Origin of the sequence: Bacteroides sp. 3_2_5, assembly GCF_000159855.2 — a bacterium.
GTDB lineage: Bacteria > Bacteroidota > Bacteroidia > Bacteroidales > Bacteroidaceae > Bacteroides > Bacteroides fragilis.
Genome location: NZ_JH636044.1, coordinates 2,179,598 through 2,205,032, shown reverse-complemented (window position 1 = coordinate 2,205,032; position 25,435 = coordinate 2,179,598). Strand labels below are relative to the sequence as shown.

The 25,435-nt window shown below is 47.1% G+C and carries 20 protein-coding genes; 1 reads left to right on the top strand and 19 read right to left on the bottom strand.

Annotated features, from left to right (window positions below; all coding sequences use genetic code 11):
• Positions 1 to 94: 94 nt before the first annotated feature.
• The 6 genes from BSHG_RS09055 to BSHG_RS09080 form a co-directional block, all read right to left on the bottom strand.
• Entirely contained in the window at positions 95 to 856 is a 762-nt protein-coding gene (locus BSHG_RS09055; protein ID WP_005786784.1) for a creatininase family protein, read from the bottom strand.
• Positions 857 to 915: 59 nt separating this feature from the next.
• Positions 916 to 3,207: a TonB-dependent receptor gene (locus tag BSHG_RS09060; RefSeq protein ID WP_008768395.1), complete on the bottom strand. Its 2,292-nt coding sequence runs from the start codon at positions 3,205 to 3,207 to the stop codon at positions 916 to 918.
• 204 nt (positions 3,208 to 3,411) lie between these two features.
• The gene (locus BSHG_RS09065) at positions 3,412 to 3,750 is read right to left on the bottom strand and encodes a hypothetical protein (protein ID WP_008659575.1); all 339 of its coding nucleotides are present in this window, start codon (positions 3,748 to 3,750) and stop codon (positions 3,412 to 3,414) included.
• 37 nt (positions 3,751 to 3,787) lie between these two features.
• Positions 3,788 to 4,261, bottom strand: a complete 474-nt coding sequence (locus BSHG_RS09070) for a GAF domain-containing protein (RefSeq protein ID WP_005817110.1) — start codon at positions 4,259 to 4,261, stop codon at positions 3,788 to 3,790.
• A gap of 6 nt (positions 4,262 to 4,267) precedes the next feature.
• The gene (locus BSHG_RS09075) at positions 4,268 to 6,007 is read right to left on the bottom strand and encodes a bifunctional metallophosphatase/5'-nucleotidase (RefSeq protein WP_008659574.1); all 1,740 of its coding nucleotides are present in this window, start codon (positions 6,005 to 6,007) and stop codon (positions 4,268 to 4,270) included.
• Between the two features lie 116 nt (positions 6,008 to 6,123).
• Positions 6,124 to 8,037, bottom strand: a complete 1,914-nt coding sequence (locus BSHG_RS09080; RefSeq protein ID WP_005817106.1) for a sensor histidine kinase — start codon at positions 8,035 to 8,037, stop codon at positions 6,124 to 6,126.
• Between the two features lie 117 nt (positions 8,038 to 8,154).
• Between BSHG_RS09080 and BSHG_RS09085 the strand changes: the two genes are divergently transcribed.
• Positions 8,155 to 10,278: a Tex family protein gene (locus tag BSHG_RS09085; RefSeq protein WP_005800492.1), complete on the top strand. Its 2,124-nt coding sequence runs from the start codon at positions 8,155 to 8,157 to the stop codon at positions 10,276 to 10,278.
• A gap of 133 nt (positions 10,279 to 10,411) precedes the next feature.
• On the opposite strand, the gene BSHG_RS09090 is transcribed toward BSHG_RS09085, so the two are convergent.
• The 13 genes from BSHG_RS09090 to BSHG_RS09150 form a co-directional block, all read right to left on the bottom strand.
• Complete coding sequence (locus tag BSHG_RS09090) at positions 10,412 to 11,395, bottom strand: DUF5106 domain-containing protein (RefSeq protein ID WP_008659572.1); 984 nt, start codon at positions 11,393 to 11,395, stop codon at positions 10,412 to 10,414.
• Between the two features lie 41 nt (positions 11,396 to 11,436).
• Complete coding sequence (locus BSHG_RS09095; protein ID WP_008659569.1) at positions 11,437 to 11,805, bottom strand: hypothetical protein; 369 nt, start codon at positions 11,803 to 11,805, stop codon at positions 11,437 to 11,439.
• A gap of 5 nt (positions 11,806 to 11,810) precedes the next feature.
• Positions 11,811 to 13,811 (bottom strand): BACON domain-containing protein, encoded by a 2,001-nt coding sequence (locus BSHG_RS09100; protein WP_008659567.1) that lies wholly within the window; start codon positions 13,809 to 13,811, stop codon positions 11,811 to 11,813.
• A gap of 136 nt (positions 13,812 to 13,947) precedes the next feature.
• A complete protein-coding gene (locus BSHG_RS09105) occupies positions 13,948 to 15,132 on the bottom strand; it encodes a hypothetical protein (RefSeq protein WP_032497395.1) in 1,185 nt (394 codons plus the stop codon).
• A gap of 94 nt (positions 15,133 to 15,226) precedes the next feature.
• Positions 15,227 to 16,174, bottom strand: a complete 948-nt coding sequence (locus BSHG_RS09110) for a fimbrillin family protein (RefSeq protein WP_008659562.1) — start codon at positions 16,172 to 16,174, stop codon at positions 15,227 to 15,229.
• A 12-nt stretch (positions 16,175 to 16,186) separates the two neighbouring features.
• Positions 16,187 to 17,719 (bottom strand): hypothetical protein, encoded by a 1,533-nt coding sequence (locus BSHG_RS09115; RefSeq protein ID WP_008659561.1) that lies wholly within the window; start codon positions 17,717 to 17,719, stop codon positions 16,187 to 16,189.
• Positions 17,720 to 17,759: 40 nt separating this feature from the next.
• A complete protein-coding gene (locus tag BSHG_RS09120) occupies positions 17,760 to 18,716 on the bottom strand; it encodes a fimbrillin family protein (RefSeq protein ID WP_008659560.1) in 957 nt (318 codons plus the stop codon).
• Positions 18,713 to 19,783 carry a fimbrillin family protein gene (locus tag BSHG_RS09125; RefSeq protein ID WP_008659559.1) on the bottom strand — a complete coding sequence of 357 codons (1,071 nt, stop codon included), beginning with the start codon at positions 19,781 to 19,783 and terminating at the stop codon, positions 18,713 to 18,715. Before BSHG_RS09125 ends, BSHG_RS09120 begins: the two co-directional genes overlap by 4 nt.
• 43 nt (positions 19,784 to 19,826) lie before the next feature.
• Entirely contained in the window at positions 19,827 to 21,398 is a 1,572-nt protein-coding gene (locus BSHG_RS09130) for a hypothetical protein (protein ID WP_008659558.1), read from the bottom strand.
• Between the two features lie 18 nt (positions 21,399 to 21,416).
• Entirely contained in the window at positions 21,417 to 22,343 is a 927-nt protein-coding gene (locus BSHG_RS09135; RefSeq protein ID WP_008659557.1) for a fimbrillin family protein, read from the bottom strand.
• Positions 22,344 to 22,358: 15 nt separating this feature from the next.
• Positions 22,359 to 23,411, bottom strand: a complete 1,053-nt coding sequence (locus tag BSHG_RS09140) for a fimbrillin family protein (RefSeq protein WP_008659556.1) — start codon at positions 23,409 to 23,411, stop codon at positions 22,359 to 22,361.
• 22 nt (positions 23,412 to 23,433) lie between these two features.
• A complete protein-coding gene (locus BSHG_RS09145; RefSeq protein ID WP_005794899.1) occupies positions 23,434 to 24,435 on the bottom strand; it encodes a fimbrillin family protein in 1,002 nt (333 codons plus the stop codon).
• A 24-nt stretch (positions 24,436 to 24,459) separates the two neighbouring features.
• Positions 24,460 to 25,434, bottom strand: a complete 975-nt coding sequence (locus BSHG_RS09150) for a fimbrillin family protein (RefSeq protein ID WP_008659553.1) — start codon at positions 25,432 to 25,434, stop codon at positions 24,460 to 24,462.
• Between the last annotated feature and the right edge of the window lies 1 nt (position 25,435).

Here is a 25,435-nt window from a genome sequence, read left to right as displayed (position 1 = left end):
TTTATAGGAATAAAGATTAGTTTTTAGGTAACAATTAAAAAAACAGGCAGCGTCAACTATTTGACGCTGCCTGTTTTTTATCAGACACTTTCCATCATTCATATAGATCATGCTGTGCCATTTCTTCAAAAAGTCCGGCGAGTTTCTCTACGATCGGTTTCACATAACGCTCTCCTTTTTCCGCTGTTGCTTTTTTCGGGTTTCCTACACCACTGTCTACTGTTGCTTTATCCCAATGGCGAGGTGCCCAAGCTACTTTTTCGTTCAGCGAAGCAATGGCAAACGGTTTCGATTCGCCATCACCGGCCTCAGCCAGATTCACCAGTTCCGGATGATAGTGCATCATCACGGAAGTTTCCGATTCTCCGGCATGGTCGTCAATCTCCGCTTCAAAATAGCCTTTGGGCGACACCACCTCAAACCAGTTTGCGGCAGCAATCAGAAAGTCGGGATATTCAAAAGCAAGGTCACGAATCATCCCTTTAAAATTATTCCCTCCGTGTCCACTCAAAATCAACAGCTTACGAAATCCTTGTACATGAAGGGACGATACGATGTCTTCCAGAATAGCCTGCTGGGTGGCATATCGGGTATGGATACAGAACGGCAATTCACGCTGCCCGGGATTATGCGCTCCGAAAGGTACGGGCGGCATCACCATGCAACGGACACCCGAACGGCTAAGTGCCAGTTCGGCTGCCTCCACGGCAATATCATGGGGGAGAATGCAATCGGTGAGATACGGCAAATGTAAATTATGGGGTTCCGTAGCTCCCCACGGCAAAATAATAACATCATATTTCAGCTCTTTCACCTTACCAAGGCAGGATACTGAAAGATCTACTTCTTTATTCATGGTCTTCTGTTTTTAGAATTCAAATGTGATATCACAAAGATATGAATAAAATCAGAAACTTAGTTCATAATCTTTATCCCCACAAAATAAGTCCTCGGCTGAGTCGGTCCGTAGAAGTAACCTGCATCCCGGAATTCTCCCTTGTCCAGATCCTTCTGGAAGCTATTAAATATATTCTGTACTCCTCCGTTTACCTGCATTTTGATATGATCTTTCAGCACAAAAGTATAATTCAGTTTCAGGTTGAGATCCATGAATTGCGGAGTGTGCTCCATACGTGACTTCTCGATGTATCCGGCCATGTGCGGCACAATCATCTTACCGGTATAAGTACCCGAAAGCGAGAAATCGAAATTCTTTAATGGTGCCGACGTAAAAGTGAAATAACCGTAGTAGTCCGGCGTACGGGGCATGCGTTTCGTAGTCTGCTCTTCTTCTCCTTCACTGGTCCATACTTCCGCCCGGTTATATCTGCTGCGCTGCACCGTAAATCCCAACTGCAACTGCGCTTCGCGTCCGTGGGCTACCTTTGCATCCAGATTAACACCATATACTTTGGCCCCGCTGCCGTTCCGGCGCTCTTTTATCTTATCTCCATTTTGGTCCTCACCGATATCTTCGAGCACAAATACATGATGTAAATCCGTATAAAACCCTTCGAGAAGAATGTTTGACTGCCAGTGCCCCATCGGGAACGACCAATCCACCGAACCGCTGAAACTGTTGGAGCGCTCTTCACGAAGTCCGTCGGCCAACCGGATCTGTACTCCTTCACCCCCCACAGCCGTTACATGCAAGTCTTCATCGTATGCTTGTGGTGCCCGGAATCCGGTAGAGTATGTCAGACGTGCCTGCAAATTATCGCTCGGTTTATATAAGAAATTCACACGCGGGCTAAAAATCGGATGATCGATCAGGTTATGCTTGTCCAGACGTGCCCCTACAAGCATCGTCCAGCGATTCAACCGCCATTCGTTCTGTACAAAACCTCCGGCAATACGCACATCCTGCTGCATGTCGCGGTGATATCCCGTCATCACATCGTGTAGTGAGTTGCTCTGATACTCTACACCGCCGGTAAACGTAGCCGGAGCAAAAAGACAGCGGTCCATGTTGCCCACATACATACCTCCCACTACCCAAGTCAGATCGTTTGTCTTACCATAGGCATTCATGTCTTTCTGTGCTCCGTAATAGCTGTTGCGATCCGTATGCTGGATAGAACCGTATACGGACATTTTATGCTTCTCGCCCCAGTAACGATCGTAACTCACTCCTCCACTATTGATGATATGTTTCGTTTGTTCAGTAATATCCGCCTCGTGGGGTTGCAAATTGAACTTATTTCCTCCCCGCCGGAATTCGTTTGTCGTGTGATACTCCACATTGATACGGCTAAAATAGTTAGGACGATAATAAGCACGCATCCCGAATGTATTCATATTTAGCTTACCGAGTTCCGAAAAACCGTCTCCGTCGGCATCATAAGGATTCCGGTTACGATAGGTCTCGTACAAGGCGATACCGTACGAATTGTCTTTTGCCACCAAAGAAACGTTTCCTCCCATATATTGCTCCCACGACTTGCCATTCATATTAGACATCGTGCTTGCCACCTGGAAAGAATTATTAATCGGGTCTTTCGTGATAATATTGATCGTTCCTCCTACGGCATTGGCACCGAACAGCGCCGAACCACCACCGCGTACCACTTCCACACGTTCGATCATGTTTACCGGAATCTGTTCCAGTCCGTACACTCCCGAGAGAGCGCTGATGATAGGACGGCTGTTAATCAGGATTTGCGAGTAAGGACCTTCCAACCCATTGATACGCACCTGTGGGAAACCGCAATTCTGGCAATTGTTCTCCACCCGAAGACCCGACTGGAAGTTCAACGATTTAGCCAGATCGGTAGAGTTCACCGTCTCAAACAGTTTAGCGCTCATCACGTTTACGACCACCGGCGCCGCCTTTCGGCTCACCTCGTTCCGGTTGGCCGAAACCACCACTTCATCTGTCGTAAAACTTACTTCTTCCATTTGGAAATGAACCACGGACGTAGCCTCTGCACTGACCGTAATTGTTTTTTCCTGTGTTTTATACCCCATCACCTGTACACGGAGCGTATATTTACCGGCAGCCAGTTTACGGAATTCAAATTGTCCTTCCTCATTGGACACCGCACCGCGGTTGGTTCCCAGAATCATCACTGTTGCGAATGGGATACTTTCTTCAGTGCCCTTCACAATAACGTGTCCGGCAATCATATTACCTTCTTTAATCGGATTGACCGCATACGAACTCATGCTTACACAAGCAAGCACAAGCATAACTATATAATGTTTCATTCTTTTTTGTTAACCATAAAAGACGAATCAGCAGTAACACATGTAACACACTTACACGTAGTACCCACCTTTTGGAAGCATTACGTTCACTCCCAAATACTGATTCGCAGTTGTATATTTAAATGTAAATGAGTAAAAGAAAAGAGGAGAGCATAGCCCACCACCGATTATGTGGTGAATGCGAATTTTGACATATCCCCATTTTTAAGCTAACTCTGCCGGAGGGGCCCGCAGAGAAATCACCTGCAGATGTGTTCCGGCCGTCACCGGTATACTCTCCGGTATCTCTACGGTGAACAGAATCGGGCGTTCGGGTGTAAAATCATAATGCACATCGACTTCCAAAGAATGGAATGCGGCAAAATGTGCAATAACAATAATGTTGGAAGCAGTATGCGAGTGGGTACCTTTGTAGAGATGAGAGTGAGCTATCATCACACCGTTCACGTAATGCACATGAGTAAACATTGTAATGCTTACCTGGTACGTTACGAACAGCGTCAATAACAGAAACGATAATAGAATCTTTTTGATGTGTCCCACCTACTATACTCTTATTTTGAGGCGGCAAAGATAGTCATTATTTTGATAAATAGCCGCACATTTCTTCCAGATATTTCCGATCTGTTTCATCAAAGAAATTCAATAGATCGCTGTCTATGTCCAGCACTCCCCATACCTTACCGTCTTTTATCAGCGGAACCACTATTTCCGATCGGGATAACGAACTGCAAGCAATATGTCCCGGAAAAACTTCCACATCCGGCACCAACAGCGTGGCACCCTCCTGCCAGGCAGTACCGCAAACTCCTTTGCCTTTCCGGATACGTGTGCAAGCCACCGGACCTTGGAACGGGCCCAGTACCAACTGATCCTGCTTCACCAAATAAAAACCCACCCAGAAAAAGTCAAAAGCCTCCTTCAGGGCAGCAGCCACATTGGCCAAATTGGCCACTAAATCCACCTCGCCCTCTATCAGGGATCTCACCTGAGGTAGCAAAGAGAGATATTGCTCCTCTTTGCTACCCGATATAAATGTCAGTTCTTCAGCCATATTATTTTATTTTCCACCAAACAGATATTCATAATCTCTCTCTGCGGCAGGTTTCACCCACTCTTCCGGTACAAATTTCCATTGGTTCAGCGCACGCGGATCAAGCGTACCTTTCTTCTCGATATACTGCATCAGGTAGAAACGGAGGTCCTTGTCCGTAGAGAAGATAATACGCTCTTTCAGTTTCTCCTGCGGGATTCCCGATCCTTTTGTCAGCAGTTCTCCCCCGCCGTTGCCACGATAAGAGTTCAGCGCCACTTTGTAGATATGATCCATCTGGAACGGAGAACCGTCCGCCATACTGACAATAGTCACTTTTTCTCCCTTCGGTCGGGTCACATCCACTGTGTAGATAATTCCCGCAGCCGAATCGAAATTAAAACTAAAATTCTGGAACGAAGCCCGGTCTTCGGCACCTGCCCTACGTTTTTCTTTCAGCCACAACAAGTGGTCTTCGGGAGATTTCATCCGGTTCGTCCACATATAATAGGACTCTTCCAGGAAGTCTTTAATCTCTTTGCCCGACAACTTCATCACATAAAGCATATTTTCGTACTTATACAGATTGAACATGTCGCTCACACGAATATCTCCTTTCTTTATCTCTGCATCGAAAGATAACGGAGCGGCAAACGAAATATCCGCTCCCGAAATATCGAGTTGCAACGAATGGATAAAATCAATAAATGCCGACGAACCGAAATAGGCGGGACGGGTAGACATATCTTCTGTAAATACCCCGATCTTCTTAGATACAAACTTCTCAACCGCCCCGTATTGCAATGCGAAATGTCTCATAAAGGACTCGCTGACTCCGTATTCTTTTGTATCCGTCAGCACACCGTCTATCTGTTTGCTCACCACTTTACCGTCTTTCAACTTTAAAGTCACGTCAATGTCCGACACTACGATTCCGTTGCTTGCCGGATCGATTACCAGTACGGAGTCGCCTGCCACATTCACCACCTTCTTGCACTCCCGCGCATGGTCGTGCCCCATCAGCACCATATCAAATCCCGGTACATTCTTCGCCACATTCAGCGAAGCATTCTCGTTATACTTGCCTGACATCACAAAAGCATCTTGTCCGGCATGAAACAACCCGATCACCAGATCCGGATTTTCTTTCTCACGAATAACTTTCATCCACTTCCGTGCTGTCTCTTCCATATCGTCAAACCGCAGTCCCTGCCACAGATTCTCTGACAACCACGCGGGAATAGCCGGCGTAATCATTCCCAGCACCACAATCTTCACTCCGTCGCGCTCCAACACCCGATAAGGAGGAAGATGAGTCTCTCCCGTAGCCGTTTCAACGATGTTTGCCCCCAGCACCGGGAAATTGCACTCACCAATCCAGCGGTCGAATACAGCGCGTCCTGTTTCCACATCATGATTTCCCATGTTCCCGGCGTCATATCCCATAAAATTCATCATCTCGGCACATACGTGAGGCGCCACTGTATCTATATAATTATAATAGTATGCCGAAGGCTGTCCTTGCAGAATATCTCCGTTATCCAGCAATATAAGGTTTCCTTTATACACCTCCCGGTTCTTTTGCACCAACGCATATACACGTGCAAGACTTCCGCCCCACTCCTTTTGTGTAATGAAGTTATATGGAAAGTAATTACCATGTACATCACTGGTCTGCACAATTTTCAGTTTCACCTCTCTCTCTTGTGCCGGCAACACACATACCAGGCAGAGCAAGAAAGCATACATACAAATCAATCTTTTCATCATAATCATGTTTTAAATTTGATTCACCACCAAATAACACTGAGTCCCACCGGGAGAATTTAAATAGGGAATGAACTCTGTAAGACTCTGTGTGACCCTGTGGTAGTCTCTTTTTCTTATAACGGGTGCGAAACCACAAATCTCGCCCCACCTTCATAATCCGGGTCGATCCAGATATCACCACCCCATTTATCTACCGTGAGTTTACAGATTGAGAGTCCCAATCCGGTTCCCTGCGCATACTCGTTCAGCTTCTCGAACCGTTCGAACACCTGTTTCTGTTTCTCCTTCGGAATGCCGCATCCGGTATCCGCCACCGCAAACAACACCCGATTCTTCTCCTTCTCAACCTCAAACTGCAATGTGATCGTACCATTCTTGGTGAACTTCGCCGCATTGGTCAGCAGATTGATAAGCACTTGCTGTAAGCGTTGAATATCTGTCTGAAGAACAAAGGAGTCGGTCTTTGTCTCAAAAACAAACCGGTTACCCGATTCCCTGCGGGACATCTCCACCGACGATAATGCCTGCCTGCACAGTTGAACCACATCGCAGTCTTCCGGTGTCAGTATCACCTTGTTCGCCTCCAGCCTCGACAGATCGAGTATATCATTAATCAGTCGTAACAGCAGGTCGGAGTTCGACTGGATAATTCTGAAATAATTCCGCTGATCCTCTTCCGAGCTCCCACCCGAAGCCAGCACATCCGAGAATCCTACAATCGCATTCAGGGGTGTTCGTATCTCATGACTCATATTGGCAAGAAAAGCACTCTTCAGCCGGTTCGACTCCTCTGCCCGGTCCTTCGCTTCATACAAAGCAACTTGCGAACGCTCCAGATCGTCTTTCAGCCGCTTTGTCCGCAGATAGAAATAGATAGAAACCAGCAATCCTATCACCAGAATGCAGAGGACACCTACGCCCACCCAAATCTGATACCGGTACTGTTTATAGAAAGAGGGTGATTCATTGACCAACTTTACCTTCATCGGCAGAGCGGCCACGTCTATCTTCTGTTCCTTCACTTTCTTACTGTCCAGCAACGCTTCCGTACCCACTACTTCTACCCGCATATTCGGATCTTCAGGATTATCCAACAACTTGACCGCCTCCTCCGCCAATTCCTTACCGAACGTCCGGAAAACGGGAACCACTCCGCCTACGGCCCAATAACCCAGACCGATGGAAGTAGCCGTAAACGTCGGTACATCCGGAATCGCCTCCATCATCGAATACGTAGCATTGCGCATAAAATAGCCTTCGTTCTTGTCCACTCTCCAAGTGCCTAACAGAACGGCCGTATGCTTCGGCAATTTCCGAAGTTCATCCACAATAGTATAAATGGTATGTTCGCGCCCGTCCAGCAAAATCAGGTTCATATCCGGAAACTGTTTCATTTCCTTTCGCACATGAGCTTGCAAAGTGACGCCACCGTAAGTATTGTCGGATATAAAAGCAATGTTCTTCGTATCGGGATAGATTGCCCGGATCATGCGGATGTTCGACGCGATGTCGTATTCGTACAGAAAACCGCCGCATACCTGGTGCTTCAGACTGTCTTCATAAAAATCGGAAGATTCCGGCATCCAGTGTGCCAGATCTTTCCCGTCGTCCGGCAAAAGCACCACGTTCCTGCTGGTCAGTGCGCACATTACCGGCACTTCTCCTGTCACCGAGTCATTCAGCGACAGATAAGACGCCCACGCCTCCTGTCCGAACAGAATGATCAGCGCCGGTTCCTGGCTTCCCCGATATTTATCCAGAATATTCTCCATCACTCCCTTCCAGCGGGGAAAGTCTGAGAAACTCTTACAGTTCATGTTTTCAATGACCACTCCCCGTTTGCCCCCCAACCTCTGATATTCGTCCATAAAGTCGGATACATTGGCTGAAGTCGGATACGCTCCCGGATTGTACGAACAGATCATCAGTATGGGTTTCTCACCGGTAGCAGCATGTCCTGCCATGGGAGGACAGCAACCGATAACTAACAGAAGTAAATAAAGAATATATTTGAACGATACCGGCATATTCATCTGTTTTAGAGTGTGTGTATCCGTTTTTTTATGCCCGCAAAGATAGTAAAAGTTGATGGTTATAGCAGATTTATTGCGTACATTTGTCGCTCAATGTCCTAAAAATAGTTTATGGAAATTTTTCACAAAATGATTTCGGCAGCACTCAACCTGCCGGAAAAGCAGATCAGTAATACTCTCGGGCTGTTAGCCGAGGGAGCCACTATCCCTTTCATCAGCCGCTACCGTAAAGAAATCACCGGCGGACTCGACGAAGTGCAGATAGAATCTATCAAAACGCAGTACGATAAACTCTCAGAACTCGCCAAACGCAAAGAGACCATTCTCGGCACCATCGGCGAGCAAGGCAAACTGACGCCTGAGTTGCGGCAACGCATCGATGCCACCTGGGATGCCACCGCTCTTGAAGATATCTACCTGCCCTACAAGCCTAAACGCAAGACCCGCGCCGAAGCCGCCCGCCAGAAAGGACTCGAACCTCTGGCTCTGCTACTGATGATGCAGCGCGAGAACAACCTGGGCTCCCGTATTCCTGCGTTCGTCAAAGGCGATGTCAAAGACGCAGAGGATGCTCTGAAAGGTGCCCGCGACATTATCGCCGAGCAGGTGAGCGAAGACGAACGTGCCCGTAATGCAGTGCGTAATCTCTTTGCCCGCCAGGCTGTCATCAGCGCTAAAGTAGTGAAGGGTAAAGACGAAGAGGCCGCCAAATACCGGGACTATTTCGACTTCTCTTCTCCCTTGAAACGCTGCACCTCCCATCGCCTGCTGGCCATCCGCCGTGCCGAGGCCGAAGGTTTGCTGAAAGTCAGCATTACCCCCGACGATGACGAATGCCTCGAACGGCTCGACCGCCAGTTTGTCCGTAGCAATAACGAATGCGGCCGCCAGGTGGCAGAGGCCGTACAGGATGCCTACCGCCGTCTGCTGAAACCTTCCATCGAAACCGAATTTGCCTCCCTCAGTAAAGAACAGGCCGATGACGAAGCGATCCGGGTCTTTGCCGAAAACCTACGCCAACTGCTTCTTGCCCCACCCTTGGGACAAAAACGGGTAATGGGTATCGATCCCGGCTTTCGTACCGGTTGTAAGGTGGTCTGCCTCGATGCACAAGGCAATCTGGTACACAATGAAAACATCTATCCTCACCCGCCGGTAGACAAGAAAACCGAAGCGGCTTCGAAACTCCGCAAAATGATTGAAGCTTACAAGATAGAGGCCATCGCCATCGGTAACGGAACTGCCAGCCGCGAAACGGAAAACTTCGTCACGCACCAACAGTTCGACCGTCCCGTACAGGTGTTTGTTGTCAGCGAACAGGGTGCTTCTATCTACTCGGCCTCCAAAACGGCCCGTGACGAGTTTCCCGATTATGATGTCACCGTCCGTGGGGCCGTCTCCATCGCTCGCCGGCTGATGGATCCGCTGGCGGAACTGGTCAAGATCGATCCTAAGTCCATCGGTGTCGGCCAATACCAGCATGATGTAGACCAGACCAAATTGAAAAAATCACTCGACCAGACAGTGGAGAACTGTGTCAACCAGGTAGGTGTCAATCTCAACACAGCCAGCAGTCATCTGCTCACCTACATTTCCGGTCTGGGTCCGCAACTGGCACAGAACATTGTAGCCTACCGCGCTGCCAACGGCGCCTTTGCCTCACGTAAAGAGTTGATGAAAGTGCCCCGCATGGGAGCTAAAGCTTTTGAACAATGCGCCGGATTCCTCCGTATCGCCGGAGGAGAGAATCCGTTGGACAACACCGCTGTGCATCCCGAAAGTTATGGGATCGTGCAACAGATGGCCAAAGATCTGTCATGTACTGTTCCTCAACTGATTGCCGACAAATCGTTGCGTACCCGTATCGAAATGGAAAAGTATATCACCCCCACCGTAGGACTCCCTACCTTGAAGGATATTCTGCAAGAACTCGACAAACCGGGACGCGACCCACGCGATACCATTCAGGTATTTGAGTTCGACCGTAACGTGCGCACCATCAACGACCTCCGCGAAGGGATGACTCTACCCGGTATTGTCAGCAACATCACCAACTTCGGAGCTTTTGTCGATATAGGCATCAAGGAGAACGGGCTTGTCCATCTCTCCCAGCTTGCCAACCGATTCATCACCGATCCCACCGAAGTGGTCTCCATTCATCAGCACGTCACGGTGAAAGTACTGAGCATAGACCTCGAACGGAAACGGATACAGTTGACGATGAAGGAGGAGTAAACCGGTTTAAAATAATCAAAAGCCCCGGTCTCCCTTCCGGTGATTCCTGACAAGAATAAACGACAACCACTGTTGTACATACTTTTATCGGAAGAGAGTACCGGGGCAATCTGCAAACTTGTGTTATCTAATATCACTCTCCGGCCTGTGTCGCCAGATAGTCTATCAACTGTTCCATCGAAGTATCTTTGAGTATCACCCGTTTCCGCCCGTCAAGCAGATAGATAGTCGGCGTAGCGCGGATATCGTAAAGTTGCCGGGTTCGGATATCGCCTGCTTTGTTCCAGCCCACGATCCATCCCTGCGGCATATACACTGCCTTTGCCGCCCACTCTTCCCTGTTTTCGTCAGGATAGATAGCCAGCACCCGCAGTGTCCCGTTTTCCATCATCTCAACGAAAGCAGGTATTTCAGCAAATAACTTCTCAAACTTCCGGCAATTCGAACAGTCTGGATCGTAAAAGAACAACATCGTATATTTGGCTTTCAGCCTGCTCATCCGGCTATTGTCACCATGTACCGTGACATATGTAAAATCCGCCGCTTTCATTCCCGGGCGATTCTTGTGTGCCTGCTTCAATCGGTCTGCCGGACGGATCTTCTCCCATTCCTGCAATCTGTCCGATTGCAGCATCTGTTCCAGTACCGCGATGTAAAAGTCTTCGTTGCGCATCGGTGAATTCGGCTCGTTGAGATACTTTTCCCCCAGCAGGCCAAAGCGCCGGTATGCCGTACTGTCTGCCTCCATCCGTACCATCATGGTATGCAATGCCTTTCGCCCGGTCTCAGGTTCGACATACTTCAGCGCATCGATAAAGTCAACATACAACTGCTCCGTGTCTCCACTATTCACCCATGCCGTATCACCTGTCAGATAACCATCCCAATAATGTTTCACGTAGTAGACCGCACGTTCCGCAGGATCGGTCATTATCTGTGGTAAATCCGGCCGTGTATAATGCACCACATGCAGCGTGTCTGCCGCCACCTTCTCTTTCCATTCGCTCCCGTCTCCTCCCGCACAGGCTTTCACCATCCCCAGGCCCAGACAAATCACCATCAACGCTATTGAGGATACCGTCAATATAAATGCCATTAAATTCTTCTTCGCATTCATTTTGCTTATGTTTATTTCTGCACCGCAGAATTACTCGTTCCTTATCTTCTCCACCTTCCTCGTACCACCCACCGCATAGGCAGTACATACACCTTTTTTTCATCTCCTTTCAGTATCACCGCAGGACGATACTCACCCGGCTTCAACTCCGGTAAAGCCACAACCACCTTCCCCTCAGAGTACGTATACACAAGCCTGATATCGATCACCTGTTCCGGTTTGGCATGTGTCACCAGGCACAATCTGATATTCTCCAACGCATAACGGTTCAGATTGCAACCCGAAACTACAATCGGTGCCTGCGATGTAATAGTCCCGTCTCTTAGCCCGCTCAGCGGATCGTATACTCCGGTTATCTCCGGAATGTCGACACCTCCCCACACCTCCTCGATCTTTCTTATCTCTACCATATCTTTCAAAGTTTATCGTTAACCATTTGTCGTTCATCGTTGAAAATGCTTCTCACCGGAAACCCATATTTTTTCATATCGTGCATCAGATACATCTGCCGGCTGGGTTCCACGCAGAGCGAATAACCATATACCGGGCTTTGGCTACTCCCCGTCCAGTAGCGATGCCCATGCGGAATCACAATCCGGCAGCCGTTGATGTGACTCCGGTGTCCGCACAGCGGCAGATACACCGGTACTCCGTCGTCACTCAGAAGGCAGATATTCGTCCGGTCCTCCTCCCGTTGAAGCTCCATCGGAGCAGCGGGACTGTTCATCAGTGCCTCCATTTCGATACGCGATGGTAGCCGCCACCCCTCCGGCGAAGGGTCCAACTCATTAATCCGTGCAGGACTCTCTGCCGTACCATCGTACCAACTGCCGCGACAGGGCGTAAAGTTCTCCTCCCATCGATCAGTAGGACAGCCAAACTGAAAATACGTACCCTGATTAAGCGTGGTATCCACTTCCAACCCCAACGGGATGGCTACCTGTGCTAATTTCCCGCCTGCCGCCAGATTACGGTCCAGCCAATATTTACCCCGGATACGTACGTAACCACCTTGATAAATAAGGATATCGCGTACCACGCCCGTATCATTCACCAACGAGAGCACCGTGTGACGTGCTGCCGGAAATCCACCACGCACCCGGTATCCGGCATTAGAATGCACCTTCACCGTGAACCGTCCGTCATAATGTCCTTGCAACAGTTCGGGTTCACTCACCTCCACCCAGTCCGCCGCCTTGTCACTCACGATGCGCCATGACTGATTACTGTCCACACACACGATGTACGTCCTCACTCCCTCCTCCTCCCGATAGTCCGGTGGTGTCTCTATCACCCTGCTATGGCGTGCGCAAGGATCCTCCGGCGGATATTCTATATAATAGTCAAAGCAGACACCCTGCATCAATAGCAGATCAGTTGTCTGGCTGAAAGGATATGTCCCCGTCTCGAGTGTCAGTACCAGCGAGCGCGAACGCACACTGGCAGGTTTCGCTTCAAGGTGCACTTTCAAGTTCTGGCTTCCTTTTTGTTGCAGGCCTACGGGCGGATAGACCGAATACCAACATCCGCCGTCGTTAGCGTTGGCGCTCCTCACACACCAGCATGCCTGTTCGTTGTCGGGGATAACGGTTAGCGTCACCGCCTCGTTCTTCCGCCCGGTACTGACGTAGAGCCGGCGACTGACCGTCAACGTGGGATGAATGCCCATCACTTGCTGACGCACCTTGAGCAAATGTACTCCCTCACCGTTCCCTATTTCAATGGTTGCCTCCCGTTCCACGGCAGAAAAATTGGTACGAAACTGCATCAACAACCGGTCCCCCTCACGGCGCACGGCAAGCCAGTTGTCCGGTTCACCTTCTGCATAATGCACGCTTCCCGTATGCCATTGTTCGCTACACCCCTTCAACTCCACCGGAAGCTCCTTTGCCATTGCGTCCGTAATCACTTCTGTCGGAAGCAATGCATTCAGTGTGGCAGAATCGACCTTTTCATTTTCCTCGTCTGTTTCCGTACCGACCACTATCAACTCTAACGATGTGCCATGAATAATCTCCTGCAGTCCCGTTTCAGCAATACAGATGCCGGCATGACCGGCAAACAGGCGGGACACATCATCACGATGATGTATCCCGCTCAGGCAGAGCGCATGGGGTGTAAACAGCACACAGAAGTTCAACATTCCTTCTTGTACGGTACAACGCAACCGCCACCTTTTTCTCCGTTTCAGTACATCCGCCTCAGGGTACTTGCGCACCAGATATCCCCGTCGGTCAAAAACCAACAAGACCGCTCTCCGGCACTCTTCCGACAAATCATCCGTTCGCTTCAGAATCAGATGCACCGGCCATTCACGGGCGAGATGCACTTTTCGGTTCACCCGCCAATACTTCACGGCATTGTATGTCATCCCCGAAGCGATAAACGCCATTGTTGCTATTTCCGCTATATCCATAACTTTCGTCAGTTTGTGTTTTCCATTTTTATTTTCACCACAGTTTACACCGATTCTTTATTATCCTTTATTTAGCGAAACCACACGGAGAGAAAAAAACGAATCCATGTGAATCTGTGTATTCTGCAGTGAACCTTTACTTACTTTGCAGGAAGCGCAGTGCCCTTCCTGCCGGCACACTTCCTCCCGCCTGTGCCAGGCTCAGGTAGACTTCCGCCTTTCCCCGGTCACCTTCAAGCAGGCAAAGAATACCCATGTTACACCCGGCTTCAGGCAGGGTGGCAAAGCGTTGCAGATATTTCCGGGCACGCTCCGTATCGCGGCGCAACAAGGCTACTCCGGCAGCGTTGATGCATGCCACCGGACTATCCGGATAAAGACGTCCCGCCAAGTCCATCAAGTCATTGAATTCAGCCGAACCTACGGCATGTGCTTCTGCCAAACGGCAGAAGTCCGCCACCGAGAATGCTTCCTGTTTGCCCGAAGTAACAACCGACACCCCTTCTGTCATGCCTATCGACGGCTGTGTCGCGAAGCTTCCGTCCACGTAGGTTACCTCGTACTCAATGCGACGTAACCTCCCGAAAAAAGCCGACGACAAATAGTGGTAGGCAGTCCCACTGGCCAAATCCATCAACATTCGTTCACGACCATCCACTACATCCACTGTACGGATAATATCGAGTACGGACTCTTTGAATGCCATCTCCGACCCAACTATCAGATCGGTCAATCCTTTCCAATCCTCCGCTATCCAGTTCACCTCAAAAGGCACTGTGCCGAAGCTTTTTTCCCGCCGAATATAATCTTTCAATGCCAGTGCTCGTTGTAAACCCAGACGTTCGTTCGCCCGATAGTCACCGTCCGGAGCCGTATAACCTGTCAAACGAATACCTTCCAGACTCACACCCGGTGTTTCTCTAAGCGGACGTGTCACAGCCAAAAGTTTGTAAACAGCTTCTACAAAGTTACGCTCATCATACTTCGTCTTCTGCCCACGACTGTAATCCAGCACGATGCTGCCACTCACAGTCTGCCGCACCTCCTCAACCTTCGGTGCCTCCGTAGCCGAAGGCGACAAAAAGCCTACCCACGAGAGCAGCATGCTGTCCGTAGGCAGGTCAACTTTCACCTCGCATACGGACAAAGGGCGTACCGAGGTAGACTTTCGAGTACCCACCGGGGTTATTTTCTGTCGTACGTTTCGTTTGTTGTTCACTGCCGACGCCGCTTTTTTTTCCGGCGAGTCGGCACCGGTCCCCGCTCCTGCCATGCCCGGAAGCAACAGCAGACACAAGACCATGCTCAGTTCTCTTTTCATCTTATCTATCTAAAATCAATTTATTAAAAGGTGTGGATAGCCCGTATAAACCTCACACTTAGCGAGCCTCTCCTATCATTTATTATCAGTCATTTTAAACCACACTTGGAGTATTATTCTGAATGGGATTCTTCGGATCATCCCCCGACGTATACCCGTTGTCGGTTACACCCGCACTCGGAACAATCTGCACATCATTGATTGTCAATGTAACATGATAGTATCCTCCTGCATTCAATGTACCGCCAAACGCAGTAACCGTGACCGTACGGACTTCACCATCTACCGTTACCGAAATGGTCAATTTATTATCAGTCAAAGATTGCGGAGGAAGTAAATATTCATAAACTTGGTTCCCGGATGCAATTTCTACATTCGGATTGTGTACATATCCCTCCGCCGCAGGGGTCCCTTCGGTAATCGTGCCGGTAGTTATATCGACTTGCCGCTGAAGATAAAAATTGGTTGAATTATTCTTCAACACTATGTTTTCAATTTTGCATTTACGGCCTGACATCACATTCGTCCCCCGGACAAATGTAAGTTTCAATCGGGCATACGCATGTTTCATATCAATAAATCGCACTCCTTTATGATCATTATTTATCATGCCTGATCCATTTGCAGACGTAGCGCTACCGTAACACATATCTTTAGCTGCATCATAAATCCGGGCAACCAAAATCGCCTTCGTAGTGTTATCGGCAAATGATACAGACTGATAAGGATAATATGCGTACAGGCTCGCCGAACGGTGATCCACCAGTATTTCTGTAGTAGCCGTCCAACCGGCTACACCGTCGTAACTATAGGGAGCATCATACTGAGGTGGATATCCCTGAGCGTCCGTACGGAAAATACCCAATTTATAAATATCAGTATTGATGACTCCGCGTGTGGACACTCTCGTACTCAAAGAAGCTTCCATAACCCCGATAGGCACTTGTCTATCGGTTGGGATAGGTCCTTCTTCCTCCTTCCCGCAAGAGAAAAAGAGGAATAGACTTAATGAAAGCAAACAACATTCTAATACCTGTTTCATAGAATATACCATTTATCGTTTAACACATCTTATCGTTCTGCCATCAGGCCGCGCCCAACTGTTGTCTATACCGGCACTATTATTACCTTGCATAGCATTAAGCCCTTTGGCTGTTTTTCCGGAAGGAGTCCGGGACCAATAAAAAGCCCAAGCTCCGTTTTTCGATATAGTATTGTTTATTGTAGTAGAGGACTGATCCCGGCTTCCCAAAGCAAGCAGGAATACCCCATTGTTCCCTCCGAACCAAAAACCTTTAGGAGAGCCGCTATAGGTAACTCCCGCATTAATCAGATCTTGTAGTTGTCCATCAGAAGGTGTTTCCCAAGTACCGGGAGGGACTACTTGATAACAGGGGTCATTGGCCGTAGAGTAATTCCCACTATTATATTTACCTACACCGATATCAAGAGTATTCCATCCGATGAATCCTCCTTCTGTCGCACCACCATGATAATTTGACTGAGCAGCCTCAAAGTAAAAATTAGATCCGCTTTTATAAAGATTTCCCCTTGCCCATTTATAGCTCCTCACTGAAATATAATTTGGCACAATGCTAACCGTTATCTTATAATTACCGGCTGCACTGAATATACGGCTTGTAGCACTAACCGTAATAGCGTTATTCATTTGTCCGTTACCGATTTTTAAAGTAGTAAACTTTATCGTAAGCGTACGGCTCGTTTGAGGAAGTACCTTATACACATTACTATTCACCGTGGTTGTATTCGGATTAGTCCATGCCACGTTCAATGTCCCGCTTGTCCCCGTTACAGGAAGAGTTGTCTGGCTCGCATTCCAGGTCACAGGGCTGTTGCTAAGTCCCGAGATAGTTGCCGCACACTGCTGAACCGTATTATTATTAAACTCTTTAGCCACTACACACAACTGAAGTTGGGCACACTGCCTTGAAAAACTAATGCCGCTCAACAGGCATTGCCCGCTTGCATCGGCCTTTACATCTACCCCGGTCTTCTGACACAACATGAAATCCTGGTTATGCGTCACTGTCGTCGACCAATTACCGGACAAAGCAGCCGGAGCAGAATTGGTTCCGTATGAATAGAAGACAAACGCATACGTCCCGGGCCTTAACACCCACTGTCCGGAAACAGCTGCGGGAGTGGCTGTATTCGCTACAATCGAGGCAATACCGGAAGCATTGGTACTATAAACCGCTGTACCCGCATAATTAGCAGCCGTTATGGAATTGTTTTTATAGGCTACAACCCGAAACTGCATATTGGCCATATTGCCACGCGTCTGTACCGGATTAACGGGAAGTAAAGATTCAATTGTCGTTTCTACATCATAGCCCGAATCATAAGTACTGTCCAAAGGCTGCACTATCTTTGTCAAAATCTCTCCGGAACGGGTAACCGCACCACCCAGAAACTCATCTACCCCATCCACTTTTACGTTGATAGGCACCATCTCCCCATCTCCTTCTATCGGATCATGATGTCCCGAAGGAAATCTTTCATCTTCCTCCCTGTCACACCCTGTCACTGTAAGCAAAATCAAGAACAAAGAACATGAACAAGCCATTAGGCGAATCATACTTTTAAGTATTCCCGTTTGCGTCCTGTCAATTGTGCATCTCATATTTATAATCAAAATTAGTATTCCCTTGAGTCCCGTAATCATTCACTGTCAAAGCATTCGTAAGTACCATCTGTATATCTGTAATCGTCAGAGATACATTGTAGTACGCCCCGGCATCCAACGAACTGCCCAATCCCGCAATATTCAAAAAACGCACTTCGTCGTCCACCGTCACAAGAACTGTTAATGTATTGCCGGCAAGTGGCTGCGGAGGCAACAAGAAGTCATAGCTCGATTGCTCCCCAATCGCTATATTCACATTCGGATTATAAACATAACCTGTTGTCACGGCAGTTCCTTCGGTTGCACCGGCTGCCGTGGTGATATCCAAATGACGTTGCGGATAAAAATCGGTATTATTAGATTTTAAAGTAATATTCTTTATATTACATGCCTTACTCTTATCATAATTCGCTCCACGCAGCAATGTCAGTTTGAGCCGGGCATAAGCGTGTTTCATAGCTGTAAACTCCACTTCCGGAGCATCATTATTGATCATGCTTGCACTCCCCACAGGTAGCCCCTTCCCATAGCACATATCTTTGTCCGCACTGTAAAGTTGCGCATTCAGGACGGCTGTTGTCGTATTGTCTACAAAGGAAACGGATTGATAAGGATAATAAGCATACAAACTCACCTCTCGATGATCCACCTTCACTTCTGTAGAAGCCGTCCATCCGGTTGCTGTATACGTATAAGGCGCATCATACTGAGGAGGGTAACCTTTGTCACCGGTACGAAACAGTCCCAATTGATAAGTGGCGTTAGCAATCAGCCCACGTGTAGTCTCCGCACCGTATTCAGGAACGGCAACAGTCGATATTCCTATAGGAATCTGCCTGTCGGATAATACTTCGGATGAAGTGTCCGTTGTAATCTCTGCCCCGCATGATATACACAATCCGCACATGGCAATAAAAAACATACTATTAATTTTCATGACCAAAAACAGTTTAAAACAGAATTTGTATGTATAGTAGCCTCACCTATCAAGTCTCCCGAAGCAGTGGTTGGCGCAGGCCAGTCAATAGTAGAAACCCCATCCGGAGCAATGACGATTCCATGCGCTCCTTGTACGGTGATCTCAATCAAGTATTTTTTCCCGGCTTCCAATTGAGGTAATTTAGAACGCGGAATCCCCAATGTATATACGTCACCATCCACTGTAAGGTCTACTTTCATGCCACAGTCAGCTACTCCCAGAATGGTTCCGATCGATTCTAATGTGCAAGGTACGATAAGAAAGCCCACCTCTACATAATCAGTTTCCAGTTCCGGAATCGTTTCGTCCACTTTCTCAGCGATTCCCGGCTCCGGGGTGGATGCATTGCCGGCATAAGTTCCGTTTGTAATATCCAGTGTTGTATATGTCAATACATTAGACACTTTTACTTTAGACAACTTAGCCTCTTTGGTATACAAATGCCTGTTTATCCGAAAAACGACCCAGCTATAAGCATGATCCATATTTAAGAAAGAAATATCTACAGGAACTTTACTTCCTGCAGGCTGAGCAAAACTGGTCTCATCGGTTGCCCCGGTTCCCTTCCCATAGCACAAATCCTTTGCAGCCGAATACAGTCTTGACTTTAGAGGGATGGCTGTCCGATCCGTATAATCCAATCCGTTTTCCTTATCGGCATGATAAGGATAGATTGCCCATAGGTTTGCAAAAACTCCTTCGGCCAGTGACACTGTGTTTTCATCGTCAATCGGCGTCCACTTCCCTGTCACCTTGGTATATTTACAGTTATTCCTGTCCGAGTATTTTCGGGTACTACCAGCTCCATTCGCCGCCACATCATCCGTCAAAAAGACACCGATGGAATCCCCGTCTTCTATCGTAGCACGAGTATTGACCTTATGCGGTTCGATTACACTCACGCTATTGATGACACAAGGTACGGTGGCATAATCGGGTATACCATCCATATTGTCATCTTGGTTGCAGGCGACCAAAATCAGTAGCAAACACCAAATCCTGATCAGATCATTTAGATTATTCATTATTCTTTTTTTACGATATTAGACTTCACCATTTTCATAATTTTCATCTTTTGACGCATCTTATCGGGAATCCGTCCCAATACCAATAATAGTTATTCTTAACAGCATAGCTCTGATTAAACTCCAGATAATAGCAACGCTTACCACTGGCGCCCGTACTGCTTCTGTAATACCCCGTTTCAGTCCAATAGTTTACATTATTCTTACCTCTGTTTCCCATTGCGGGCAGAAAAACCTTATTACCGCCAAAATATCCTCCCCTCTTACCATCCAGATATCCAGACCTATATCCACTATTTCCCAAATTTTGTAACTGGTTGGCAGTCGGAGTACACCATGTGTGTTGGGGAGCAACTTTATCGCAAGGATCATTATCGGAAGAAAAGGAGCTTCCTCCATACGTGTTATTAGTGGAAGAGAGAGTATTCCAGCCGAAAAAAGATCCACCTTGTGTACCACTGTGATAACCACTTTGTGAGGACTCAAAATAAAAATTACTCCCACTCTTGTAAACATTCCCTTTTGCCCACGTAGCTCCTCCCACAGTAATACCGTTTCCTGTTATCTTAACAGTTATCTTATAATTACCTCCTGCCGCAAATTGACGCCCGGAGACATTCACCGTCACACGGTTATTATATTGTATATTACCAATTCGCAAAGTCGTGAGCTTAATGGTTAACGTACGGCTGTTCTGTGGCAGCACCTTATATACATTACTATTAACCGTAGCCGCATTCAAGCTGCTCCAGGAAAAGTTTACAGCTCCTCCTGTGCCGCCTGTTGAAAGGGCTGTCTGACCGGCATTCCAGGTTATGCTGTTACTATTCAGGTTGGATACAGTGGCTGCACATTGTTGAACCGTATTATTAGTAAAATCATTGGCCGTGACAGCCAGTTGGAGCAAAGCGCACTGACGCGTAAAGCTGATTCCTCCCAATGTAAACTCTCCTCTATCATCGGGAGCCACTACAACTCCTTCTTTCCGGCAAAGCATAAAATCCTGATTGTGCGAAACGGTTGCAGACCAATTACCGGATAACATAGTCGGTGCGCTATTCAGTCCATAAGAATAGCACACAAAAGTATATGTGCCCGGCCCCAATATCCATTGTCCGGCACTATTGACAGGAGTAGCTGTCTTGGCTACAATAGCTGCGACTCCCGAACCATTTGTCTTATAAACAGCTGTCCCCGCATAATGATCGGCAGACGAAGCATCTGTTCTGTAAGCCACCACACGAAACTGTACATTGCCCAAGTTGGCACGGGTCGACACAATATTCTCTAATGGAATTGATTCCACTGTTGTCTCCACATCATATCCGGTATCATAAGTAGAATCCAAAGGCTGTACCAGGCGGGCAACAGTTTCTCCTGAACGCGTCACTGCCCCTCCGTAAAATTGATCAACCCCGTCCACACTCAACTGTATCGGAATCATCCGGCTTTCATCCACGGAGGGATGTTCCTCCTCCGGAGACGATGGATAAAACGTATCACTGTCCTGAGTGCAACTCACTGCGAAAAGAGAAAATGCCAGGCTTAAACCAATCATTTCCATGTACCGTCTCGTTCCGCCATTTACTTTTAGTTTATCTTTCAGTTGTATCATCTTTATCCTCCGTTTATGTTATAATTCCGTATCTACCTGAGTATTTCCTTGTCCGTCAAAATCATTGACAGTAACAGCCGCCGATGACAGGATGATTCCCACATCCGTAAATGTCAGTGATACTCCATAATATTTCCCCGAATCCAAAGAACTGCCTAACGTTGAAATGTCACAACTCCGAGTTACCCCGTCGACAGTGACAAGAATAGTCAGTTTACTACCGGCCAGTGGTTGCGGAGGAAACATATACTCGTATGTCACACTTTTACCGGTGGCAATATTAACGTTAGGATTATGAACATATCCGGCAGCCACAGCGCTTCCTCCGGTAGCTCCGGCAGTGGAAGCGATATCGAGGCTACGTGTCAGATAAAAATTGGCATTATTCGATTTGAAAGTAATATTCTGTATATTACATTTTTTAGTCTTATCAAATTTTTCCCCGCGGGTCAGTGTCAACCTCAACCGGGCATACGCATGTTTCATATTCAGAAACTCAACAAACGGATTGTATACACTAACCGGACCTCCACCCGAGGCTTCACCTGCTCCATAGCAAATATCCTCTCCGGCATTGAATAGCTGTGCTTGCAGGGTCAAGGTAGTGCCACCTGCCAGTCCGGCATAATTTCCGGTCGCTGTATGATAAGGATAATAGGCAAAAAAAGAAGCATTCCGATAATCTACCTTGATTACATCATCGGCTCCCCACTCTCCTCCCGAATAAATATGCTTCACATTGTATAAAGGCGCATAAGTATTGGCAGTAGTCCGAAAGACCCCTAAAGCGTATGTATTATCGTTTATTATTCCACGTGTTGAGGGCCTATCGTCAGAAGAAGCGGACACTACAGCCAGTGTCTTTTCTCCGGATACCTTATCTTCTTGTTCACAAGAGACTAATGCAAATAGGATGCAAATAAAAAATAATAGGTTTGTCTTCATACGTTTAATATTAAATTATAGTGCTCCTGATCCATTTTCTGTAGGATCCGACGCCCAATCTTCTGTTCCCACTTTACCACCATCAATAATGATCTCTGTTGTATCTTTAATAGTAGTGGCATCACCACCATCAAGGCTTGTTGATTGCCACTCTTTCGTGGTAACCTCCACTATATTAATCGGTATTCCCCCTCTGATATCCAATCGGACTACGTGGCGTTTTCCTGCTATCAACTCGCCAAGATCCGTCTGTGGCACAATCACACTGAACTCACGTTCATCGATGGTCAAAGTCAGTTTCAACCCGGACGCGAGAGTCTGAGGAACAAACAGATAATTACAAGTGGTATCTCTCGCCGCTTCTCCTACCCCCAATCCCGTGTCATGCATAGGTCCGGAGGTTGGATATGAATAAGAAGTAACATCCGTTGTGTTTTGCAGGCTCCCGTCTTTTATATCGAATGTCCCCTGGTCAACCATCGATTCCCCGTTTTCCAATTCTATACGTACATTGGTTATTTTACATTGCAACGGATACCTTCCGTTACGAATCATCTCCAAAGAGAGCTGAGAATAAGGTTTCTCTAATAAAAATTCTATCTCAGGTGACAGATTAGTGACTGTGACAGCCGCATTGTCTTTAGCATACCACCAATCCGCATCCTCCGTGTAAGCTTGGTTTTTTAATGTAGTCCGTGTATCTGCAGAAAAAGTAACTTTACCAAACGGATAATACGCACACAGACCGGCTCTTGCCCCGCCCACCCAAACAGAGGTCTCTGACGTCCATTCGTCATCGGGCTGACAAGTGTATTTCACATTACTCTGAGGGGTATAGTTAGCATCCGCTATCAAAAAAACTCCGATACTGCTCCCTTCAGGCAATGGTTGAGCAGTAGCTCTTGTAGTCACATCCGCCTTGAACGAAGTGAATACGCTTAAAGGCACCCTGTCCGTTTTTTCTGTCGGAAATAAAGTCCTTTCCTGCGAACAGGCAACCAATAATAACATCATTGCATATATGGCAGCCACAGAAGTATTTATATTCATATTGAGTTTCATAATCATGCTGTTCATTTTTGTATAATCATTAAGATTGGGGAAGCGGTTCATAATCTACACCTTCATTCAGTATTTTCTCATCCCAGTCAGTAGTGGTTACGGTCACCGATTTAATTGCGATTCCTCTCAATTTCAAAGAGACAACGTATTTTTTACCACTCTCGAAATCAGAGAGATCGTCTATCGGAATGATCACCGTTGCCGGAAATCCACTTACATTCACTATGACGCTAAGCCCTTTAGTGGGTTCAAAAGGGTCAGGCAATAATTTTGTAGGAATCATAAGCAGATCAGCCTGGTATTTTTTATCAGGACTGTCTAAAAGATAAGGAAGGTCTTTTGTAATGTTATATCCACCCCTGAATTGTTTCTCCGTATCATCCGGATGGATGCCAACAGTACCACTCGTAATATCTATCACCGCTTTTCGAAACAATGAGTCGTTTGCCAAAGCCACTGAATTAATACTACACGTAGCCGGATAAGCATCTTCGACCCCTATATTCAATACTAAACGTGAATAAGCATGCTTAAAATGCATTTCTACAAAATATCTCTTAGCATCGACTTCCTGGTTAGCCACATAATACAGTTCTTTTGAAGGATCATAATCTTGCGTATCCATAGGAATGGTAGTACGGACATTATAAAGAGTATCAGCAGTCCCAACTGTCCCTTCCACATAGGGATAATACCCGCACACATCCGCCTTCTCGCTACCTAAATAAATGGTAGTCGCCTCCGACTCGGCTGTCCATTTACTATCACCGGAATTTAGCGTATATTTTCTGTTATTCACAGGCGTATAGCTCGTTTCGGCTGCCTGCCCGTGGCAAAACAAAGCAATGGAACTTCCGGGCGTAAAAGGTACATCTGCACGAGTCTGTGTATTGCCTTCCACAATGGAAGCAGACACTATTTCCAGCTCAGTACGGGCTGTTTTGTCTTTTTCCCCGTCCGGCAAGCCATCACTATCGCTGCACCCCAGCAATATGCAAACTAAAAAACTTATGTATAGTACTCCTTTCATAGCAGCTCAGTTTTAAATATGATTTTACTCAACAGGATATTTATTCCCGCCATTAACCTCTTCATCTTCCCATTCCAATGCTTTGACGGTAGGCACGATTTCTGTTCCTTTGATCTTTAATCCGATAACATACTTTTCTCCCTGCCCGAACTCCCCAAGTTCGGAATACGGGATCTCCACGAGCATCTGTTGACCATCTATCACAAGGCTGACAGACAGCCCGAATTCTCCTCCTTCCGCATCTGTCCGCTCAATTTTAAGCGGAACCGGAATCATCAGTACACAGCATACATAAGATTCGCCAACAGACAATGTATGAGGTGAAGCATCAGTTACTGTTGTCAAATCATAATTCCCTGTTTCCGAGGAGTGTATACTTCCGTCAACAGCAATGTTAATAGTGCCTTTTTTTATTAGATTGGAATTCTTCAAGGTTATTTTACTAATTTCACAAGGCATAAAGTAGTGATCACGGCTGATCTTCAGCTCCACCAAAGAATAAGCATGTACCATCTCAAAAGTAATCGCAGGAGTAAAACCATTTATCATCGTATTCAATGCATAATAGATATCTTCAGTTTCCACATAATCCTGTGATTGTAATGGAATGGCCGTCTTGTCCGTATACGAATCTTTATAAGGGTAGTAAGCGCAGACATCAGCATCGTTACCCACTAAATAAATTGTATCATTAGCCGTCGGAGGTCCCCAATGACCTTCGCTGTAAACGTATTTACGGTTGTCAATAACTTTATATCCGCTATCCTCTTGTCCGCTTTCAGGTTCTGTACCCGACAGAAAAATCCCTATGGCCCCTTCCGTCAAAGGTACCGGATCGGGAGCTAAACGTGTAACCACCTCCTGCTTAATGACTGCCGAAGATACCTCGAGCGGTACTCGAAGTGCAGATGCTTTCCATCTCCCGTCATCCATCTCACGGTCATCAGAACAGGCATTCAATAAAATACCTCCCACCAGGATCAATAATAAATGTTTCATA

What these genes read in the sequence shown, in the direction of transcription:
- BSHG_RS09055 (WP_005786784.1), bottom strand. Translation starts at nt 856, where the DNA reads ATGAATAAAGAAGTAGATCTTTCAGTATCCTGCCTTGGTAAGGTGAAA.
- BSHG_RS09060 (WP_008768395.1), bottom strand. Translation starts at nt 3,207, where the DNA reads ATGAAACATTATATAGTTATGCTTGTGCTTGCTTGTGTAAGCATGAGT.
- BSHG_RS09070 (WP_005817110.1), bottom strand. Translation starts at nt 4,261, where the DNA reads ATGGCTGAAGAACTGACATTTATATCGGGTAGCAAAGAGGAGCAATAT.
- BSHG_RS09075 (WP_008659574.1), bottom strand. Translation starts at nt 6,007, where the DNA reads ATGAAAAGATTGATTTGTATGTATGCTTTCTTGCTCTGCCTGGTATGT.
- BSHG_RS09080 (WP_005817106.1), bottom strand. Translation starts at nt 8,037, where the DNA reads ATGCCGGTATCGTTCAAATATATTCTTTATTTACTTCTGTTAGTTATC.
- BSHG_RS09085 (WP_005800492.1), top strand. Translation starts at nt 8,155, where the DNA reads ATGGAAATTTTTCACAAAATGATTTCGGCAGCACTCAACCTGCCGGAA.
- BSHG_RS09090 (WP_008659572.1), bottom strand. Translation starts at nt 11,395, where the DNA reads ATGAATGCGAAGAAGAATTTAATGGCATTTATATTGACGGTATCCTCA.
- BSHG_RS09095 (WP_008659569.1), bottom strand. Translation starts at nt 11,805, where the DNA reads ATGGTAGAGATAAGAAAGATCGAGGAGGTGTGGGGAGGTGTCGACATT.
- BSHG_RS09100 (WP_008659567.1), bottom strand. Translation starts at nt 13,811, where the DNA reads ATGGATATAGCGGAAATAGCAACAATGGCGTTTATCGCTTCGGGGATG.
- BSHG_RS09105 (WP_032497395.1), bottom strand. Translation starts at nt 15,132, where the DNA reads ATGAAAAGAGAACTGAGCATGGTCTTGTGTCTGCTGTTGCTTCCGGGC.
- BSHG_RS09110 (WP_008659562.1), bottom strand. Translation starts at nt 16,174, where the DNA reads ATGAAACAGGTATTAGAATGTTGTTTGCTTTCATTAAGTCTATTCCTC.
- BSHG_RS09115 (WP_008659561.1), bottom strand. Translation starts at nt 17,719, where the DNA reads ATGGCTTGTTCATGTTCTTTGTTCTTGATTTTGCTTACAGTGACAGGG.
- BSHG_RS09120 (WP_008659560.1), bottom strand. Translation starts at nt 18,716, where the DNA reads ATGAAAATTAATAGTATGTTTTTTATTGCCATGTGCGGATTGTGTATA.
- BSHG_RS09125 (WP_008659559.1), bottom strand. Translation starts at nt 19,783, where the DNA reads ATGAATAATCTAAATGATCTGATCAGGATTTGGTGTTTGCTACTGATT.
- BSHG_RS09130 (WP_008659558.1), bottom strand. Translation starts at nt 21,398, where the DNA reads ATGATACAACTGAAAGATAAACTAAAAGTAAATGGCGGAACGAGACGG.
- BSHG_RS09135 (WP_008659557.1), bottom strand. Translation starts at nt 22,343, where the DNA reads ATGAAGACAAACCTATTATTTTTTATTTGCATCCTATTTGCATTAGTC.
- BSHG_RS09140 (WP_008659556.1), bottom strand. Translation starts at nt 23,411, where the DNA reads ATGATTATGAAACTCAATATGAATATAAATACTTCTGTGGCTGCCATA.
- BSHG_RS09145 (WP_005794899.1), bottom strand. Translation starts at nt 24,435, where the DNA reads ATGAAAGGAGTACTATACATAAGTTTTTTAGTTTGCATATTGCTGGGG.
- BSHG_RS09150 (WP_008659553.1), bottom strand. Translation starts at nt 25,434, where the DNA reads ATGAAACATTTATTATTGATCCTGGTGGGAGGTATTTTATTGAATGCC.